The 1,769-nt window shown below is 68.5% G+C and carries 2 protein-coding genes; both read left to right on the top strand.

The genetic code is table 11. The features are described from left to right. Positions 1-124: 124 nt before the first annotated feature. Positions 125-1,375 (top strand): IS256 family transposase, encoded by a 1,251-nt coding sequence (locus AB0E19_RS38575; RefSeq protein ID WP_362189881.1) that lies wholly within the window; start codon positions 125-127, stop codon positions 1,373-1,375. Further along, a complete protein-coding gene (locus AB0E19_RS38570; RefSeq protein WP_362189878.1) occupies positions 1,375-1,746 on the top strand; it encodes a hypothetical protein in 372 nt (123 codons plus the stop codon). The genes AB0E19_RS38575 and AB0E19_RS38570 overlap by 1 nt, the downstream gene beginning before the upstream one ends. The last annotated feature ends 23 nt before the right edge of the window (positions 1,747-1,769 follow it).

Here is a 1,769-nt window from a genome sequence, read left to right as displayed (position 1 = left end):
CGAGCAATGCTCAAGACCTGTGGATCAGCCCCGGGCAGGACGCGGAGGGCGTACCTTCCCGAATGATCCTGTGATGGTCACCGAGTAGGCCCGCGTTCGCAGCGCGGGTCGGGAAGGCACGCCCGTGCTCAGCGTAGTGAATGCCGACGGCTCCACCGAGTCCGGCGCCCTGATCGACGAGATCGTCCGCGAGGGCGCACGCCGCATGCTGGCCGCCGCACTGGAGGCCGAGGTCAACCAGTACATAGCCGAGTTGGCTGCTGAGCGGGACGATCGCGGGCACCGCCTGGTGGTCCGCAACGGCCACCACCGGCCCCGGACCGTCACCACGGCGGCCGGCCCGGTCGAAGTCACCGCTCCGCGAGTGAACGACCGCCGCGTGGACGAGGCCACCGGCGAGCGCAAGCGGTTCTCCTCGAAGATCCTCGCCCCGTGGTGCCGCAAGTCGCCGAAGGTGGGCGAGGTGCTGCCGCTGCTCTACCTGCACGGACTGTCCTCCGGCGACTTCGTCCCGGCACTGGAGCAGTTCCTCGGCTCGGCGGCCGGGCTGTCGCCGGCGACCGTGACCCGGCTGACCAAGCAGTGGCAGGACGACCATGCCGCCTTCCAGCAACGCGATCTCGCGGACCGCGACTTCGTCTATGTCTGGGCCGACGGGGTCCACCCGAAGGTACGGCTCGGCCAGGCCCACTCGTGCGTCCTGGTCCTGCTCGGCGTCCGCCCGGACGGCACCAAGGAACTGATCGCCCTGGCCGAAGGGCTGCGGGAGTCCACCGAGTCGTGGGCCGACCTGCTGCGCGACTGTCGCCGACGCGGCATGCGCGATCCCGAGCTGGTCGTCGGCGACGGCGCCATGGGCCTGTGGAACGCCCTGGCCGAGGTGTTCCCCACCGCCCGGCACCAGCGCTGCTGGGTCCACAAGGCCCGGAACGTCACGAACGCCCTACCGAAGTCCGCACAACCGGGCGCGACCAAGGCAATGCAGGAGATCTACAACGCCGAGGACCGTGCGCACGCCGAGAAGGCGATCGAGGCGTTCGCGAAGACCTACGGGGTGAAGTGGCCCAAAGCCGTGGCCAAGATCACCGACGACCGGGAGGAGCTGCTGACGTTCTACGACTTCCCGGCTGAGCACTGGATCCACCTGCGGACCACGAACCCCATCGAGTCCACGTTCTCCACGGTCAAACTGCGGACCAAGGTCACCCGCGGCGCTGGCAGCCCGGCGGCGGCCCTGGCGATGGTGTTCAAGCTGGTCGAGTCCGCCCAGGACCGCTGGCGCGCGATCACAGGAGCCGGCCTGGTGGCGCTGGTCCGTGCGGGTGCAACGTTCGAGAACGGCCACCTCGTGGAGAGAGAGGAGATCGCAGCCTGATGACCAGCCCAGAACCGCTCAGTGACGAGGAACTCGGCGAGCTCGACGAACTCGCGCAGGCCGCCACGCCAGGACCCTGGTTCGTTCGCGGCCTTGACGACGAGCACGCGATGAACCTCGTCGCCGTGAGCACCACGCCGGACACCGGCCTGGGAGAGCGCTGGCCGGACTTCGACCACCGCGAGATCGTGGCCGCGACCCTGGTCCAGCAGCCCCGCTACGTGGATACCGCTGACGAGCGCTGGGACGAGAACGCGCAGTTCATCGCCACCGCCCGCGAAGCCGTCCCCCGCCTTGTCGCAGAGATCAGACATCTGCGCAGACAGCTGGAGGCAGGCAGTGACCAAAACGGATCAAGAGAAACGACCTGATCCACAACTATTGACTATTGCTC

Source organism: Streptomyces sp. NPDC047974, from assembly GCF_040653375.1.
Lineage (GTDB): Bacteria > Actinomycetota > Actinomycetes > Streptomycetales > Streptomycetaceae > Streptomyces.
This window is presented reverse-complemented; position numbering and strand designations above follow the sequence as displayed.